This is a genomic window from Achromobacter sp. 01N37 (genome assembly GCF_056399725.1).
Map to the genome: position 1 here is coordinate 103,134 of NZ_JBFTRX010000008.1, position 15,454 is coordinate 118,587.

Here is a 15,454-nt window from a genome sequence, read left to right on the forward strand (position 1 = left end):
ACAGGAGACACACAACATGCGCATTTCTTCCAAGGGCCGTCTGGCCCTGCTGCTGGCCGCCGCCCTGCCCCTGACCGCCATGGCGCAGAACTTTCCGGCCAAGCCCATCACGTTCATCGTGCCGTTTGCGGCCGGCAGCGCCACCGACCAGATCGGCCGCGCCATCGGCCAGGGCGTCACCGAGCAGACCGGCCAAGCCGTGGTGATCGAAAACAAACCGGGCGCCAGCGCCATGATCGGCGCGGCTGCCGGTGCGCGCGCCGCGCCCGACGGCTATACCGTGCTGATCACGACCAACACCACGCACGCCGCCAACGAGCATCTGTACAAGACGCTGACGTATCAACCCGTGAAGGACTTTGCGCCGATCTCGCTGCTGGGCAAAGGCGGCCAGATCATGGTCGTGAACCCGAACTCGCAGGCCAAGACCGTGGGCGAATTTCTGGCCCAGGCCAAGCAGTCACCCGGCAAGCTGAGCTTTGGCAGCGGCAGCTCCAGCAGCCGCATCGCAGGCGAACTGCTGCAACAGATGGCCGGCGTGCAATTGCTGCATGTGCCGTACAAGAGCAATCCGCTGGCGGTCACCGACCTGCTGGGCGGCCAGATCGACATGATGATCACCGACACCGCCACCGGCCTGCCGCAAGTCAAGTCCGGCAAGCTGCGCGCGCTGGGCGTGACCGGTGTAGCCCGCTCGCCGCTGGCGCCGGACGTGCCGACCATCGCCGAAGCCGGCGTGCCGGGATACGAGATGGGCTATTGGTTTGCGGCCTACGCCCCGGCCGGCACGCCGCCTGACGTGGTGAAGCGCCTGAACGAGCTGCTGGTGAACGCGACCAAGACGAAGCCTGCGCAGCAGTTCTACGCGCAGACCGGCACGGACGCTGCCACGTCCACCCCGGACGAACTGGCCACGTTCCAGCAGGCCGAATCGAAGAAGTGGGGCGACATCATCAAGAAGGCCGGCATCCAGCCGGAATGATCGCCATCGTTTCCAGCTGACGGGCATAAAAAAGCCCCATCGCATGCGATGGGGCTTTTTACTAGCGCAAGACGGTGACTTATTTGTCCACGAACGCGCGTTCAACCACGTAGTCACCCGGCTGGCCCACGCCCGGCGACACCGTGAAGCCGCGCTTGTCCAGCATGGCGCTGATGTCAGCCAGCATATGCGGGCTGCCGCAGATCATGGCGCGGTCGGTTTCGGGGTTGATTTGCGGGATGCCGATGTCGTCGCACAGCTTGCCGTTTTCCATCAGTTCCGTAATGCGGCCCTGGTTGCGGAACGGTTCGCGCGTAACGGTCGGGTAGTAGACGAGCTTGTCGCGCACCACGTCGCCAAAGAATTCGTTGTTCGGCAGTTCTTTTTCGATGAAGTCGGCGTAGGCCAGTTCGCTGACCCAACGCACGCCGTGCACCAGAATGACCTTGTCGAAACGTTCGTAGATGTCCGGGTCTTTGATGATGCTCATGAACGGCGCCAGGCCCGTGCCCGTGCCAAACAGGAACAGATGCTTGCCGGGCTTCAAGTCGTCGACGACCAGCGTGCCAACCGGCTTGCGGCTGACGAGGATGGTGTCGCCTTCTTTCAGATGCTGCAGCCGCGACGTCAGCGGGCCGTTCTGCACCTTGATGCTGAGGAACTCGAGGTTCTCTTCATAGTTGGCGCTGGCGATGCTGTAGGCGCGCAACAAGGGCTTGCCTTCAACTTCCAGGCCGATCATGACGAAGTGGCCGTTGTGGAACCGCAAGGCCGCGTCACGCGTCGTGGTAAAGGAAAACAGGGTGTCGTTCCAGTGGTGCACGCTAAGTACGCGCTCAGTGTTGAAAGCAGCCATGTCGAATTCAGTTAGGGCGGCTTCCGGGTGTGAGCCCGAGGGCGCCGCGTGGTCGTTCCGCGCCGCACAAAAGACGCGGCCGGCATTAGGGTAAGCCCTATTCTACAGGGTCTCGATGGGAATTGCTCTCATTATTCCGTAATACGCTTATGCCGAATTGATAGGGATCAAGCTTCTGAACCCCCTCCTGCGGTCATGCTGACGAAAAGTTGAACAGCGCAATGCTTCCTGTTATTGTCGCGGTCTCAGTTGATAATCGTTTTCGTTAGCAGACCGCTTTTCAAGCACTTTCAGCATTGGCAAGGGGTGCGCCCCTTGCAGCCCTAGCCGGAGTTTCCGACATGACCAAGCGTCCCCAATTGAATTCGCTGCTGCGCGCCCTGGCGCTGGCAGGCGCCGCCGCCTTCACCGTTTCGGCCAACGCCGCCGAAGAAGTCAGCCTGTACACCACCCGGGAACCCAAGCTGATCCAGCCGCTGCTGGATGCGTTCACGAAGGAAAGCGGCATCAAGGTCAATACCGTCTTCGTCAAGGACGGTCTGCTGGAACGCGTCAAGGCTGAGGGTTCGAAGTCGCCCGCCGACGTGCTGATGACGGTGGACATCGGTAACCTGCTGGACCTGGTGGATGGCGGCGTGACCCAGCCGATCAAGTCCGAAACCCTGGAATCCGTGATCCCCGCCAACCTGCGCGGCGCTGACGGCAAGTGGTTTGCGCTGTCGCTGCGCGACCGCGTGCTGTATGTGGAAAAGGACTTGAAGCTGGAGTCCTTCCGCTACGAAGACTTGGCCGACCCGAAGTGGAAGGGCAAGGTTTGCATCCGTTCGGGCCAACACCCCTACAACACCGCCATGGTCGCGTCGATGATCGCGCATGACGGCGCCGAAGCCACTGAAAAGTGGTTGCGTGGCGTGAAAGCCAACCTGGCCCGCAAGGCGGCAGGCGGCGACCGTGACGTGGCCCGTGACATCCTGGGCGGCATCTGCGACATCGGCCTGGCCAACGCCTACTATGTCGGCCACATGAAGAACGCCGAAGCCGGCACCGACGCCCGCAAGTGGGGCGACGCCATCAAGGTCATCCGCCCGACGTTCGCCAATGAGAAAAGCGGCGGCACGCACGTGAACGTCAGCGGCGCCGCCGTTGCCGCCCACGCGCCGCACAAGGCCAACGCCATCAAGCTGCTGGACTTCCTGGTGTCGGAACCCGCCCAAGCGCTGTACGCCCAAGCCAACTACGAATACCCCGTCCGCAAGGGCGTGAAGCTGGACCCCGTCATCGCCAGCTTTGGCGAATTGAAGGTTGATCCGCTGCCCCTGACCGAGATCGCCAAGCATCGCAAGCAAGCCAGCGAATTGGTGGACAAGGTCGGCTTCGACAACTGATCGACCCGTGGCGCGTCACGCCCCTTGGCGTGACGTAACCATGAGGCAGTATTGGGCCTGTTCCCTTCCTTTGAAGGGAACAGGCCTTGCCATTGATGCAATCGACCTTGAAGCATGCACACTGAATCTTTGCCCCGGCCGCTGCGTTTGCGCTGGACTGAACGCGGCGCTGGCTGGCTGACAGGCGCTGGACTGATTGCGCTGGCCGTCCTGGCCCCGGTGCTGACGCTGGCCTGGTGGGCGCTGGGCGGCGAATTGGCCCACTGGCAGCATCTGGCGACCTACGTGTTGCCCCACGCACTGGCCAACACCGCAATGCTGCTGGCCGGCGTGGGCGTGATGGTGACGTTGCTGGGCACGGGGGCCGCCTGGCTGGTCACCGCTTACGACTTCCCGACCCGCCGCATCCTGACCTGGGCGCTGCTGCTGCCGCTGGCAGTGCCAACCTACATCATCGCGTTTGCCTACCTGGACCTGCTGCACCCCATTGGCCCGATCCAGACCGCCATCCGCGCGCTGCTGGGCTATGACAGCCCGCGCCAGTTCCGCTTGCCTGATCTGCGGTCCATCTACGGCGCGATCTTCGTGCTGGGCTTCGTGCTGTATCCGTACGTTTACCTGAGCACCCGCGTTATGTTCATGACGCAAGCGGCCAGCCTGCTTGAAGCCGCGCGCACCTTGGGCGCTGGCCGGGTGGCCGTCTTCTTCCGCGTCGCCCTGCCCTTGGCGCGGCCTGCCATCGTCGTGGGCGTCAGCCTGGCGTTGCTGGAAACGCTGAACGATATCGGCGCGTCCGAATTTCTGGGCGTGCAGACGTTGACGGTGTCGGTCTACACCACGTGGGTCACGCGATCGGATCTGGCGGGCGCGGCGCAGATTGCGCTGACGATGCTGGCGATTGTGATCGGCCTGATCATGCTGGAACGCCATGGCCGCAAACGCCAACGCTATGCCAACACGCAGCGCATGCGCCCGATGCAGCCGCGCCGCCTGCACGGTGTTGCGGCAGGCATTGCCGCCTTGCTGGGCTGGATTCCCGTGGTGATCGGTTTCGTCGCCCCTGCCGCGTACCTGATCTATGAAACCTACAAGCGCCTGCACCTGGTGGGCGGCGTGTCGGACCAGTTGATCAACGGCTTGAGCAACACGCTGATCGTGGCGTTCAGCGCCACCATCGTCACCTTGATTTGCGGGCTGATTGTGGCTTGGGCCGGGCGCACCTTGCGCGAAAGCGCCAGCTTCAACCCGGCGCGTGCCTGCGCGCGTATCGCCAGCTTGGGCTACGCGGTGCCTGGGACCGTGCTGGCCATCGGGCTGTTGACCCCCTTCGTGTGGATCGACACCGCTGTGGCCAAAGTATTCGGCGGCACGGGCCTGTTCCTGATGGGCTCAATGGCTGCGCTGGTCTGCGCTTATGTGATTCGCTTTCTGGCCATTTCCACTGGCGCGCTGGAAGCCGGGCTGGCGCGCATTCCGCCGTCGCTTGAACAGGCCTCGCGCCTGTTGGGCGAAAGCTCTGCCGGCACCCTGCGCCGCGTTCACCTGCCCCTGTTGCGGCCCGCGCTGGCCGCCAGCGCCCTGCTGGTGTTCGTGGACGCCATGAAGGAATTGCCGGCAACGCTGCTGCTGCGCCCCATGAATTTCGACACGCTGGCGACGTGGCTCTACGCCGAAGCCGCGCGCGGCACGTACGAGGAAGGCGCCGTCGCGGCGCTGGCGATCGTGCTGGCCGGCCTCTTGCCCGTCATCTTGCTGGCGCGCACCAATCTGAAAATGGGACATTGATCATCGTGCCCGATCTGTTAGAAATCGACCGCCTTTCCCTCGCCTACGAGACGCCCGCCGGGCTGAAACCCGTGGTGCAGGATTTGTCACTGGGCTTGCCGGCCGGCCACATCGGCTGCCTGCTGGGCGAATCCGGCTGCGGCAAGACCACCGTGCTGCGCGCCATCGCCGGATTTGAGCCCGTGCGCGCCGGGCGCATCCTGCTGGATGGCACGGTCATCTCTTCGCCGAGCGAACAAGTTGCGCCGGAATTGCGCCGCGTGGGCATGATGTTCCAGGACTACGCGCTGTTCCCCCACCTGACGGTGGCGCTGAACGTGGCCTTCGGGCTGCGTAAGCTGGCGCGCCCCGAGCGCGCTCGCCGCGTCGACGAAATGCTGACGCTGGTGGGCTTGGCCCATGCGGCCAACAGTTATCCGCATGAGATTTCGGGCGGGCAGCAACAGCGCGTGGCGCTGGCGCGGGCCTTGGCGCCCTCGCCCGATCTCTTGCTGCTGGACGAGCCGTTTTCGAATCTGGATGTGGACACGCGTGAACGTTTGGCGTTCGAAGTGCGCGACATCCTCAAGACCACCGGCCACACCGCCATCCTGGTCACGCACAACCAGGCCGAAGCCTTCGCCATTGCCGACCGCATCGGGGTGATGAGCAAGGGTTGCATCGCGCAATGGGACACGCCCTACAACCTGCATCACCACCCCAGCAACGATTTCGTGCGTGACTTCATCCGCCGCGAAGCGTTGGAAGAACGGCGCGAGCAAGCGTTTGCCCGCGGCCGCTAGAGAGTCAGCAATTGCGAATCTGCGATTTGAACTGCCCCCCGAACGTTGGGTCCAGGTCCAAGTTCCGGGGGCAATTCAATTCGTGTGTGTGTTCAGGCCTTGGCGGCATCAGTCCGCCGACAGCTTCACCTTCTGCGACAGGGCCTTGAACGACTCGTACTGGCTGGCGGTCAAGCGCTGAACTTCTTCCGGGCTGGACCCGTAGGGCATGAAGCCCGCCTGCTCCAGCTTGTCTTTCACTTCGGGCAGCGCCAGCGCCCATTGGAAGGCCTCGCTCAACGCGCGCGTGGCCTCTGGCGACATGTTCGCCGGGCCATACACCGCAAACCACGGGTCTACAACAGCGCCCGAGTAACCCAGCTCAGCCAGCGTGGGCACATCCGGCAAAGCCGGTGCGCGCTTGCTGCCCGTGACCGCCAACGGATGCACCTTGCCCGCCTTGATGTGCGGCAGCGATGCAGGCAGGTTGTCGAACATCACGGGCAAGTGCCCGCCCAACAAATCGTTCAACGCTTGCGCGCTGCCTTTGTACGGAATGTGCTGCATGCCTGCGCCCGTCAGCTGGTCGAACATGACGCCCGCCAAATGCATGGACGTGCCCGTGCCGGGCGTGCCGAACGAGGTGCCGGGATGCTGCTTGGCGTAGGCAACCAGATCCTTGACGCTGTCCACCTTCAGCGCGGGGCCGGTTTCMAGCACGACCGACGACGCGCCCAACATGCTGACGCCCGTGAAATCCTTCGTGGGGTCGAACGGCATCTTCGGGTAGACGAAGGGATTGAGCGCATTGGTCGAGATCGCGCCAAAGCCGATCGTGTAGCCGTCCGGCGCGGCCTTGGCCACGGCGTCCATGCCGATGTTGCCGCCCGCGCCAGGGCGGTTTTCAACGATGACGGGCTGGCCCAGTTTTTCGGCCACTTTCTGCCCGGCCGTGCGCGCCACCAGATCGGTGGTGCCGCCTGCCGTATAGGGCACGATAAAGGTGATGGGCTTGGCCGGGTAACCGGCGGCAAGCGCGGTGGATGCGCCTTGAATAAGCGCAAGCGCGGCCAGGCCGCGCGCAAGGTTGAACGTGTGGCGATGCATGAGTCTCCATCCTGTTGTTATGAAGGTTTGGAGGCGCATGATACTGCCGCGCGAGCGCGCGCGGCAGCAGATTAACGCGGCATCATTACGCCCGGGCTTCGGGCAGCGGAATGAACTCGGTTTCATCGCCCGGCACCACCTGGTCGAAGCGGGTGCGCTGCCAGTCTTGCTTGGCCTGTTCGATGCGGTCCTTGCTGCTGGACACGAAGTTCCACCAGACAAAGCGCGGGCCGTCCAAGGGTTCGCCGCCAATCAACGCAAAGCGCGCGGCCGTCTTGGCGCGGATCTGCACCGGGCGGCCCGGCGCGAAAACCACCAGGCGGCCGCTTTCAAACTCTTGCCCGTCGATCTCGACCGTGCCTTGCGCCAGATACGCGGCGCGTTCTTCGAATTCGGCCGGCAGAACGGTGGTGGCGCCCGCTTGCAATTGCAGGTCGCCATAGAACAGCGGCGACAGCGTCTTCACCGACGACGTCTTGCCAAACAGCGAACCCGCCACGACCTGCGCGCGCACGCCCTCGCCTTCAATCACCGGCTGCGCGTCCAAACCGTAATGCGTGAAGCCCGGGTCCGTTTCTTCGTGCTGCTTGGGCAGGCCCACCCAAATCTGCAGGCCACAGAGGCGCTGCGGCGCAAGCCGGCTTTCCGGCGACGAACGTTCCGAGTGGACGATGCCACGGCCCGCCGTCATCCAATTCACTTCGCCCGGCAGGATGGTTTGCGTATGGCCCACGCCGTCGCGGTGCACCATCGACCCTTCATACAGATACGTGACGGTGGACAGCCCGATATGCGGGTGCGGACGCACGTCAATGCCCGAACCGATATCAAAATCCGCCGGCCCCATGTGGTCCAGGAATACGAACGGCCCGACGCTGCGGCGCTGCGCCGACGGAATGGCGCGCCGGACGGAGAAACCGCCCAGGTCGCTGGTGCGCGGCACCACAATGGTTTCGATTTGGTTTTCGCCTGCTTCGGACAAGGTAGACATGTTGTAGCGCTCCGCATGAATAGGCCAATGGCCATCTTAAATCTCAGTCACGGCCAGATGGCCAAAACGCAATCGTGCCGGGCGGATCGTATCCGCCCGGCACGTGGGCTTACGCCAAGTCAAACACCAGCACTTCGGCCTGCTTGCCACCCGACAGCTCGACACGGCTTTCGTCCGTGATCGCCACGGCGTCGCCGGTGGACAGCTCGGTGCCGTTGACGACGATGCTGCCCCGGGCCACATGGATCCAGGAACGGCGGCCGGCCGCCAGGTTCAGCGTGGCGGATTCATCACCATCGAACAGGCCGCCATACAGCCGCGCATCTTGATGGATCTTCATCGAACCATCTTCACCATCGGGCGACACCAGCGCTTGCAGACGGCCACGCTTTTGCGCATCGCTGAAGCTACGCTCTTCGTATTCCGGGGCAATGCCAGTCACGTCGGGCTCGATCCAGATTTGCAGCATGTGCGTTTCGGTATCCGGCAGCGGGTTGAACTCGGAGTGCATCACGCCGCGTCCCGCGCTCATCCGCTGCACGTTGCCGGGCTGGATGGTCGAGCCGCTGCCCATGCTGTCCTTGTGCGCAATCGCGCCGTCCAGCACATAGGTGATGATCTCCATGTCCCGGTGGCCGTGGGTGCCGAAACCGCGGCCGGCGGCGATGCGGTCGTCATTGATCACGCGCAGCGCGCCAAAGCCCATGTGAGCCGGGTCGTAGTAGTTGGCAAACGAAAAGGTGTGAAACGAATCGAGCCACCCATGGTTGGCGTGACCTCGTTCGGCAGCGCGGCGAATCGTAAGCATTGTGGACTCCTGTTTCAATAATATGAATGATTGTCGGGTGCAACGCTTCAGGCTTTTGTCCTGCCTGTTTCGCTGCATCCCTGGCATGAGTGATATTCTGCGCGTGCCGAACCCTGCGTTTGGCGCTATATTTTGACGAGTTCATTCAAATTTTTTGAACACCCCTCTTCCATGCAACCGATCACCCCTGAACTGCTGATTCTTGTCGACGCCATCGCCCGCCACGGCAGCTTCGCCAAAGCGGCCCGCGAACTGGGCAAAGTGCCCTCGGCCGTGACCTATTCCATCCGCAAGCTGGAAGACGGGCTGGACGTGTTGCTGTTTGACCGCTCTGGCCACCGCGCGCTGCTGACGCCTGCGGGCGAAGCGCTATTGAAAGACGGGCGGCATGTTCTGCAATCGTTAGATGACCTGGCTTGCCGCGTCAAACGTATCGCAACGGGCTGGGAAGTGGAACTGCGCATCGCAGTCAGCGCCGTGCTGCCCTGGCGGCCCCTCTATGACTTGATCGATGAATTTCAAACGCTTGAAAGCGCGACCACGCTGCGGTTTTCCAGCGAAGTGCTAAGCGGAAATTGGGATGCGCTGACGTCCAACCGTGCGGATCTGGTCATTGGTGCGGGCGCGCATGCGGAGCCGACCGGGCCGTATCGTTCGCAGGCTATTGGCACCACGCAATTCGGTTTCTGCGTGGCGGCGCATCATCCGCTAGCGTCGCTGCCGCAGCCGCTCAGCCGCGCGGACATCACAAAGTACTGCGCGGTGGTGGTGGCCGATACGTCACGAAATTTGCCGCCGCAATCGCGCGGGATTCTGGCGGATCAACCCACGCTGGTGATGCCGTCGATGCAGGCAAAGATCGAAGCGCAGGTGCGCGGGCTGGGTTGCGGCTATCTGCCGCTGACGATGGCCGCGCCGTACTTATCGCAGGGCTTGCTGGTGGTGTGCGACACGGATGAGGGCATGGCGCTGACAGAACACGTGGCGTATGCCTGGCGGGCCGAAGCGCCGGGGGAAGCGCTGAAGTGGTGGCTGCAGAAGCTGAAATCGCCGCGGTTATGTGAGAGTTTGTTGGGAATGGGGTGATAGGTTTCGCGCGGGGGTTGCTTGCTTTCTTGCGGTGGGTGGAGCGCGCCATGTCATCCCATAGGAATGGGATGCGCACCGCGCGCCCCCCATCTATCACTCGTCCTCGATCCCCAATTCGCGCAGTTTGCGCGTGATCGTATTGCGCCCAATCCCTAAACGCGATGCGGCTTCCACGCGGCGGCCGCGGCTGGCGTCCAGCGCGCTTTGCAGCAGGATCTTTTCAAACTGGCGGGTCAGCGTCGCCATCACTGCCGGCTCACCACGTTCCAAGCGGTACTGCGCATCGCGCAGCAACGAATCTTGCCAGTTGCGTGGCGTGCCGTCGTCGACAACCGATGATGCCTGCACAACCGTACCGATGCTGGGCACGGACGCCGCCGGACGCAGCGGCGCCGAGCCGGCTTGCTGTTGATGCTCCAGCGCACGAATTTCCGGTGGCAGATCCTGGCGGTCTACCGTCTGGCCGGGCGCCATCACCGTCAGCCAATGGCAGAAGTTCTCCAGCTGGCGCACGTTGCCGGGGAAGTCGAACTTCGTCAGCACGGCCAACGCATCCGGCGTCAAACGTTTGACCGGCACGCCCAGYGTGCGGGCGCTGGCGGTCAGGAAATGCTGGGCCAGGGCCGGAATGTCTTCCACGCGCTCACGCAAAGGCGGCAGGCGCAGGCGGATGACGTTCAGGCGGTGGAACAAGTCTTCGCGGAACAAGCCCTGTTCAACGCGCTGCTCAAGCGGCTGGTGGGTAGCGGCCACGATGCGCACGTCCACGCGCACCGGCTGTGCGCCGCCCACGCGATAGAAGCTGCCTTCGGCCAGCACACGCAGCAAACGCGTCTGCAATTCAATCGGCATGTCGCCGATTTCATCCAGGAACAGCGTGCCGCCGTGGGCTTCCTCGAAGCGGCCGCGGCGCAAGTTGTTGGCGCCGGTAAACGCGCCCCGCTCGTGGCCGAACAATTCGGCTTCGAGCAGATCACGCGGAATGGCCGCCGCATTCAGCGCCACAAAGGGGCCGCTGGCGCGCACGCCGTGGCCGTGCAACGCACGCGCCACCAATTCCTTGCCCGTGCCCGATTCCCCGGTGATCAACACCGTGACTTTCGACTGCGCCAGGCGGCCAATGGCGCGGAACACTTCCTGCATCGCGGTGGAGGACGACTGCGTCATCATCCAGCGTTCGTTGTTCTGCGCGGACTCGCCCTGCCCTTCGGGCGTTTCGGGCTGCGCAGATTCCTGCATGGCGCGCTGGATCAACGCCACCGCTTCGTTCACGTCGAATGGCTTGGCCAGGTAATCAAACGCGCCGCCCTGGAAGGCGGACACGGTGCTGTCCAGGTCGGCGAACGCGGTCATCACAATGACCGGCAAGCCGGGATGCCGTTCTTTCAACTGGCGCAACAGCTCCAAACCATTGCCGCCAGGCATGCGGATATCGGACACCAATGCGACGGGCGTTTCGCGCGACAGCGCTTCCAGCACGTCAGCCGATTGGGAGAAACTGCGGGTGGGGACACCAGCGCGGGCCAGGGCCTTTTCGAGGACCCAGCGGATGGCCTGGTCGTCGTCGACGATCCATACGGGTTTCATCAGTGTGCGGGCTCCATCGGTAGGACCAGGCGAAACTCGGTACGCCCGGGTCGGGATTCAAATTCGATGATGCCGCCGTGCTGCTGCACGAAGTCCTGGGCCAGGCTCAAGCCCAGCCCGGTACCGCCGGCCCTGGCCGTGACCAGCGGGTGGAAAATGCGGTCACGGATATGGTCCGGCACGCCGGGACCGTTATCAATAATGGACAGCACCAGCGCCAGCCGGTGTTGCCGGTGCGCCAGCATGACTTGGCGCGCAACCCGCGTGCGCAAGGTGACCACGCCGGGTTCCGTCTGCGGGCCTTGCGGCCGCGCGACGAGTTCTTGCGCGGCGTTGCGCGCCACGTTCAGCACGGCCTGCATCAAGCGGGCGGCGTCGCCCTTCAAGTCAGGCACCGAGGCGTCGTAGTCGCGCAAAATCGTGACGTCGTTGCGGAACTCGGCCTGAATCAGCGCGCAAACGCGCTCGCAAATTTCGTGGATGTTCACCGGCCGGGCATTCAGCGGCACACGTTGCGGGCCGCTCAAGCGGTCCACCAGCGCCTGCAAGCGGTCGGCTTCGGAAATAATGACCTGGGTGTATTCGGCCAGCGCCGCACTGGGCAGCTCGGCTTCAAGCAATTGCGCGGCGCCGCGCAAACCGCCCAAGGGGTTTTTCACTTCATGTGCAAGGTTGCGCAACAGCTCGCGGTGCGCTTCGATTTCATCAACCAGCCGATGGTTGCGGTCGGCCAGCACGCGCTGCTCGATCTCACGCGTTTCGATCAGTACCGGCCAGCGTTGGCCGGTCAGCCCCACCGTGGTGACGGCGACTTCGACGGACTCGGCGGCGCGGCGCAACGAGGCTAATTGCCTGACGTCGGCGTACCTGCCGGCGGCGGCGCGGTCGATGGAGGACTGGATGTTTTCTGGGGTGTCGAACAGCGTGGCGGCGGAGTGCCCGCAGAGTTGCTTGCGCGAGCGGCCGAACAAATCCTCGGCGGCGGCGTTGGCGTACTCAATGTGACCGCGCTCGTTGACCAGGAAAACGGACGTGGCAAGCAGATCGAGAGCTTCTACATTCATTTTTCAACGTACCCGAATGACAGGGGGGAAAGCGGAACGCGCCCGCGACGGCGGCGCCGGAACCCGGCGCCCTGCCCGCCAGGCATCGCCTGGCGGACAAACCGTCGAGCCGCGACCTGGTGGTGCGCGTGGTGTGGGCCCTGGTTTCTGCCTACATCATCGCGCTCCCCCCCGCCACAGCCTCTAAACGATCAGAGGCTGTAGTACATGTCGAATTCGACCGGGTGCGTCGTCATGCGCAGACGATTCACATCGCCCATCTTCAGGTCGATGTAGGCGTTGAGCATGTCGTTGCTGAACACGCCGCCACGGGTCAGGAATTCGCGGTCCGCGTCCAGGGCTTCCAGCGCTTGTTCCAGCGAGGAGCACACGGTCGGGATCTTTGCGTCTTCTTCCGGCGGCAGGTCGTACAGGTTCTTGTCGGCCGGCTCGCCCGGGTGGATCTTGTTCTGGACGCCGTCCAGGCCGGCCATCATCAGGGCCGAGAAAGCCAGGTACGGGTTGGCCAGGGGGTCCGGGAAACGCGCTTCGACGCGGCGGCCCTTCGGGTTGCCGACGTACGGAATGCGGATCGAGGCCGAACGGTTGCGGGCCGAATAAGCCAGCTTGACCGGGGCTTCGTAGTGCGGAACCAGACGCTTGTACGAGTTCGTGCCCGGGTTGGTGATGGCGTTCAGGGCGCGGGCGTGCTTGATGATGCCGCCGATGTAGTACAGCGCGAATTCCGACAGGCCGGCGTAGCCGTTACCTGCGAACAGGTTTTGGCCATCCTTCCAGATGGATTGGTGCACGTGCATGCCGGAACCGTTGTCGCCAACGATGGGCTTGGGCATGAACGTGGCGGTCTTGCCGTAGGCGTGGGCCACGTTGTGCACGACGTACTTGACGATCTGCGTCCAGTCGGCGCGCTGAACCAGCGTGCTGAACTTGGTGCCGATTTCCAGCTGGCCGGCGCCAGCGACTTCATGGTGGTGCACTTCAACCGGCACCCCCATTTGTTCCATCAACAGGCACATTTCCGAGCGCATGTCCTGGAACGAATCAACCGGGGGAACGGGGAAGTAGCCGCCCTTGACTGCGGGACGATGGCCGGTGTTGCCGCCTTCGAATTCCAGGCCGGTCGACCACGAGGCTTCTTCGGACTTGATCTTGACGAACGTGCCCGACATGTCGGTGTTCCACGTCACGCCGTCGAACACGAAGAATTCGGGTTCCGGACCAAAGTAGGCGGTGTCGCCCAGGCCGGAGGACTTCAGGTAGGCTTCGGCGCGCTTGGCCAGCGAACGCGGGTCGCGGTCATAGCCCTTCAGGTCCGACGGTTCGACAACGTCGCACGACAGGATCAGGGTCGGCTCTTCGCGGAACGGGTCCAGGTTGCCGGTGGAGCAATCGGGGATGAGCAGCATGTCGGAAGCTTCAATACCCTTCCAACCCGGGATCGACGAACCGTCGAAAGCCTGGCCGCTTTCCAGCTTGTCTTCGTCGATCTGGCTGGTGGGCACGGACACGTGATGCTCACGGCCAACCGTATCGGTAAAGCGGAAATCCACGAATTTGACTTCGTTATCGGCGATCTGTTTCAGGACGTCTTTCGGGCTTGCCATGTCATCTCCATTAGATAAAAGGGTCGAGGGCTTTGCCGCTCGACTGGCATAAAAGAGGGAAGCAATAAGCGTGCCAGGTTTTTACCCCGGGATTCCCCGGGGAAAGCCGCACGGTCATGGAAAAATGTAGCACCACTTTGGTGCAAATAGTGGGGCATGATTGCCCCAGTTTGGTGCTGCACCACTACAGGAACATTTCCTGAAGGTCATTCAGGAACCGCCAACCCAATGGCGTGGCCTTCAGGCGGGTGGGATCAGCGTCCAGCAAGCCCCGTTTAGAGGCTGCCTCCAATTGGTGCGCAATGGCCGCCAGCGACAAACCAGTGCGCTCATTGAACGCGGTGCTGGGCACGCCGTCTTTCAACCGCAGCGCGTTCAGCATGAATTCGAACGGCAGCTCGTCAGGGCCGACCTGCCGGCTTTCCGATACGTGACTGCCGTCGCGCGCCATCGCGGCTTGCATCCAGGAGTCAGGGCTGCGCAAGCGCGCCTCGCGCACGATACGGTCATGGAATGACAGTTTGCCGTGCGCGCCGGGGCCAATGCCCAGGTAGTCGCCAAATTCCCAGTAGTTCACGTTGTGCCGGCAGCGGGCGCCGGGCTTGGCGTAGGCCGACACTTCATAGCGCGCCAGGCCGGCAGCCGCCAGCTCGGCCTCGACGGCGTCCTGCATGGCGGCGCTGGTGTCGTCGTCGGGCAAGTCTTCGGGCGGAAACTTGGCGAAGACCGTGTTCGGCTCCATCGTCAGGTGATACAGCGACAAATGCTCGGTGCCAAACGAGATGGCTTCGCGCAGGTCTGCCACGCAGGCGTCCAGCGTCTGCCCCGGCAAGGCGAACATCATGTCCAGGTTCACGCGCGATACCGCCTGTTGCGCCATGTCGATCGCGGCGCGGGCTTGCGCCGAATCGTGGATGCGCCCCAGCTTCTTCAGCTGGGCGTCGTCGAAACTCTGGATGCCCAACGAGAAACGCGTGACGCCGCTGGCCGCATAGTCACGGAACCGGCTGGCCTCGGCGGTGCCGGGGTTGGCTTCCATGGTGATTTCGGCGTCGGGCCATACGTTCAGACAGGCGCGCAGCATGGCCAGCAGTTCGTCCAGGCCGGCAGACGACAGCAGGCTGGGCGTGCCGCCGCCAATAAATACCGACACGACCTGACGGCCCCAGATGGACGGCAGCGCCTGCTCAAGATCGCTGCGCAGCGCATCGAGATAGGCGCGTTCGGGAATCTCACCCGGCGCGGCGTGGGAATTGAAATCGCAATACGGGCACTTGCGCACACACCACGGCACGTGCACATAGATAGAGAGCGGCGGCAGGCTCGAAAGCGTGGCGCCGGCCGGCACGCGCAGGCGCGAGGCGGGCGCGCCCATGTCGTTGCGGATGGGAATGATGATGGACATGCGGGTTTCCTGGGGCGGACGCGGCGGGCG

The 15,454-nt window shown here is 63.5% G+C and carries 13 protein-coding genes; 5 read left to right on the top strand and 8 right to left on the bottom strand.

The genetic code is table 11. From position 1 onward, the window contains the following. The first annotated feature begins 16 nt into the window (after window positions 1–16). On the top strand, window positions 17–982 hold the full coding sequence (locus AC1DSJ_RS18380) for a Bug family tripartite tricarboxylate transporter substrate binding protein (RefSeq protein WP_054421915.1): 966 nt from the start codon (window positions 17–19) through the stop codon (window positions 980–982). Between the two features lie 79 nt (window positions 983–1,061). Here AC1DSJ_RS18380 and AC1DSJ_RS18385 read toward each other — a convergent pair whose 3' ends face one another. Beyond that, on the bottom strand, window positions 1,062–1,838 hold the full coding sequence (locus AC1DSJ_RS18385; protein WP_050446870.1) for a ferredoxin--NADP reductase: 777 nt from the start codon (window positions 1,836–1,838) through the stop codon (window positions 1,062–1,064). 341 nt (window positions 1,839–2,179) lie between these two features. Between AC1DSJ_RS18385 and AC1DSJ_RS18390 the strand changes: the two genes are divergently transcribed. The 3 genes from AC1DSJ_RS18390 to AC1DSJ_RS18400 all read left to right on the top strand — a co-directional run bounded on the left by AC1DSJ_RS18390 (window position 2,180) and on the right by AC1DSJ_RS18400 (window position 5,790). Further along, window positions 2,180–3,223 carry a Fe(3+) ABC transporter substrate-binding protein gene (locus AC1DSJ_RS18390; protein WP_054421913.1) on the top strand — a complete coding sequence of 348 codons (1,044 nt, stop codon included), beginning with the start codon at window positions 2,180–2,182 and terminating at the stop codon, window positions 3,221–3,223. Between the two features lie 114 nt (window positions 3,224–3,337). Beyond that, complete coding sequence (locus AC1DSJ_RS18395) at window positions 3,338–5,008, top strand: ABC transporter permease (RefSeq protein WP_054421912.1); 1,671 nt, start codon at window positions 3,338–3,340, stop codon at window positions 5,006–5,008. A gap of 5 nt (window positions 5,009–5,013) precedes the next feature. Continuing rightward, complete coding sequence (locus tag AC1DSJ_RS18400; protein ID WP_441371024.1) at window positions 5,014–5,790, top strand: ABC transporter ATP-binding protein; 777 nt, start codon at window positions 5,014–5,016, stop codon at window positions 5,788–5,790. A 108-nt stretch (window positions 5,791–5,898) separates the two neighbouring features. On the opposite strand, the gene AC1DSJ_RS18405 is transcribed toward AC1DSJ_RS18400, so the two are convergent. From AC1DSJ_RS18405 to AC1DSJ_RS18415, 3 genes are all read right to left on the bottom strand, one after another. Continuing rightward, window positions 5,899–6,876: a Bug family tripartite tricarboxylate transporter substrate binding protein gene (locus AC1DSJ_RS18405; protein WP_175169009.1), complete on the bottom strand. Its 978-nt coding sequence runs from the start codon at window positions 6,874–6,876 to the stop codon at window positions 5,899–5,901. An 85-nt stretch (window positions 6,877–6,961) separates the two neighbouring features. Further along, window positions 6,962–7,867, bottom strand: a complete 906-nt coding sequence (locus AC1DSJ_RS18410; RefSeq protein WP_054421907.1) for a pirin family protein — start codon at window positions 7,865–7,867, stop codon at window positions 6,962–6,964. A gap of 109 nt (window positions 7,868–7,976) precedes the next feature. Next, window positions 7,977–8,675, bottom strand: a complete 699-nt coding sequence (locus AC1DSJ_RS18415; RefSeq protein ID WP_175169011.1) for a pirin family protein — start codon at window positions 8,673–8,675, stop codon at window positions 7,977–7,979. Between the two features lie 171 nt (window positions 8,676–8,846). On the opposite strand from AC1DSJ_RS18415, the gene AC1DSJ_RS18420 reads away from it, so the two are divergent. Then, window positions 8,847–9,761: a LysR family transcriptional regulator gene (locus AC1DSJ_RS18420; RefSeq protein ID WP_175169012.1), complete on the top strand. Its 915-nt coding sequence runs from the start codon at window positions 8,847–8,849 to the stop codon at window positions 9,759–9,761. Window positions 9,762–9,857: 96 nt separating this feature from the next. On the opposite strand, the gene ntrC is transcribed toward AC1DSJ_RS18420, so the two are convergent. The 4 genes from ntrC to hemW form a co-directional block, all read right to left on the bottom strand. Continuing rightward, a complete protein-coding gene (gene ntrC / locus AC1DSJ_RS18425; protein WP_441371023.1) occupies window positions 9,858–11,351 on the bottom strand; it encodes a nitrogen regulation protein NR(I) in 1,494 nt (497 codons plus the stop codon). Then, window positions 11,351–12,415 carry a nitrogen regulation protein NR(II) gene (gene glnL, locus AC1DSJ_RS18430; protein WP_046804936.1) on the bottom strand — a complete coding sequence of 355 codons (1,065 nt, stop codon included), beginning with the start codon at window positions 12,413–12,415 and terminating at the stop codon, window positions 11,351–11,353. The genes ntrC and glnL overlap by 1 nt, the downstream gene beginning before the upstream one ends. Window positions 12,416–12,606: 191 nt before the next feature. After that, window positions 12,607–14,019: a type I glutamate--ammonia ligase gene (glnA, locus tag AC1DSJ_RS18435; protein WP_476760361.1), complete on the bottom strand. Its 1,413-nt coding sequence runs from the start codon at window positions 14,017–14,019 to the stop codon at window positions 12,607–12,609. A 184-nt stretch (window positions 14,020–14,203) separates the two neighbouring features. Then, window positions 14,204–15,424 (bottom strand): radical SAM family heme chaperone HemW, encoded by a 1,221-nt coding sequence (hemW, locus tag AC1DSJ_RS18440; RefSeq protein WP_054421895.1) that lies wholly within the window; start codon window positions 15,422–15,424, stop codon window positions 14,204–14,206. Window positions 15,425–15,454 lie beyond the last annotated feature (30 nt).

Coding starts and splice junctions, on each gene's coding strand:
- AC1DSJ_RS18380 (WP_054421915.1), top strand. CDS start 17: ATGCGCATTTCTTCCAAGGGCCGTCTGGCCCTGCTGCTGGCCGCCGCC.
- AC1DSJ_RS18385 (WP_050446870.1), bottom strand. CDS start 1,838: ATGGCTGCTTTCAACACTGAGCGCGTACTTAGCGTGCACCACTGGAAC.
- AC1DSJ_RS18390 (WP_054421913.1), top strand. CDS start 2,180: ATGACCAAGCGTCCCCAATTGAATTCGCTGCTGCGCGCCCTGGCGCTG.
- AC1DSJ_RS18395 (WP_054421912.1), top strand. CDS start 3,338: ATGCACACTGAATCTTTGCCCCGGCCGCTGCGTTTGCGCTGGACTGAA.
- AC1DSJ_RS18410 (WP_054421907.1), bottom strand. CDS start 7,867: ATGTCTACCTTGTCCGAAGCAGGCGAAAACCAAATCGAAACCATTGTG.
- AC1DSJ_RS18415 (WP_175169011.1), bottom strand. CDS start 8,675: ATGCTTACGATTCGCCGCGCTGCCGAACGAGGTCACGCCAACCATGGG.
- AC1DSJ_RS18420 (WP_175169012.1), top strand. CDS start 8,847: ATGCAACCGATCACCCCTGAACTGCTGATTCTTGTCGACGCCATCGCC.
- glnL (WP_046804936.1), bottom strand. CDS start 12,415: ATGAATGTAGAAGCTCTCGATCTGCTTGCCACGTCCGTTTTCCTGGTC.
- glnA (WP_476760361.1), bottom strand. CDS start 14,019: ATGGCAAGCCCGAAAGACGTCCTGAAACAGATCGCCGATAACGAAGTC.
- hemW (WP_054421895.1), bottom strand. CDS start 15,424: ATGTCCATCATCATTCCCATCCGCAACGACATGGGCGCGCCCGCCTCG.